Below are 1,200 nucleotides of genomic sequence, written 5' to 3' on the forward strand. Positions count from 1 at the left end.
TGACCTGCCCGGCTCTTTTCAGACCAGTCGAAACTTGAGATAGGTTTCCCCCTCAACCACGAGGGGACAGATGAAAAAGGGACGATTTTCCGAAGAGCAGATGGTGGGCATCCTGCGCGAAGCTGACCGCAGCCCGGTGGCCCAGGTAGCCAAGAAGCATGGAATCAGCGAGCAGACGATCTATACGTGGCGCCAGCGATTTGCCGGCATGTCCGCCGATGACGTGAAGCGGCTGCGCCTGCTGGAACAAGAGAACACGCGGCTAAAGAAGATCCTTGCGGAACGGGACCTTGAAATCGAGGTCATGAAGGAGATCGCCGCAAAAAAATGGTAGGCGCACCCGTCCGACGCCTCCAGGTGGCATACGCCAGGAGTCGCGGGCTATCACAACGCAGGGCGTGTGCGCTGTTATCCACTTCCCGGTCGTCGCTGCACTACGAGTCGCGACTGGAGGCCCGGGACAAGCCGCTGATGGCAGCCATGGCGGGCCTGGCTGCGACGTATCCGCGCTTTGGATACCGCCGGATCAACGTGTTCATGGAACGTCTGGGATATGTCATGGGCGCCGACAGGGCGTTCCGGCTGTGGTCCAAGGCCGGGTTGCAGGTGCCCAGGAAGCGGCCTCGGAAACGAGTGGCTGCATCCCGCCCAAGACCGCAACTGCCGATGGGAGCAAACGAACTGTGGGCGTACGATTTTGTCTACGATGCTTGCGCAAACGGCCAGCAGATCAAATGCCTGACTGTGGTGGATGAATACACGCGTGAGTGCCTGGCAATAGACGTTGCCGGCAGCATCAGGTCGGGCCGGGTGATCGAGGTGCTGTCCCGCCTGATCAGCGAGCGTGGAGCCCCTCTGAGCCTACGTTCTGACAACGGACCTGAGTTCGTGTCGAAGGCGCTGCTCAAATGGGCGGCTCGGGAGTCTCTGGATTTGGCGCTGATTGAGCCTGGGAAGCCATGGCAGAACGGTTTGAACGAGAGTTTTAACGGCAAATTTCGCGACGAATGTCTGTCGATGGAATGGTTCCGGTGTCGGGCCGAGGCGCGGGTTGTGATCGAGGAATGGAGGCGGCACTACAACTCCGTTCGCCCGCATTCAAGCCTGAACAACATGACGCCAGAACATTTCTGTCGGCAGTATGGAAAAAACATGAACCGTGGGGAAACCCTCAAGAATTGAGTGGTCCGAAGTTTCCCG

General features: G+C 59.0%; 1 protein-coding gene. It reads left to right on the forward strand.

What is annotated here, in order from left to right:
- Positions 1-70: 70 nt before the first annotated feature.
- A protein-coding gene (locus tag G394_RS0115975; RefSeq protein ID WP_156902657.1) for an IS3 family transposase occupies positions 71-1,182 on the forward strand; the annotation gives its coding sequence in 2 pieces (ribosomal slippage) (positions 71-329 and positions 329-1,182; 1,113 coding nt in all).
- The last annotated feature ends 18 nt before the right edge of the window (positions 1,183-1,200 follow it).

The organism is Desulfomicrobium escambiense DSM 10707, assembly GCF_000428825.1.
Lineage (GTDB): Bacteria > Desulfobacterota > Desulfovibrionia > Desulfovibrionales > Desulfomicrobiaceae > Desulfomicrobium > Desulfomicrobium escambiense.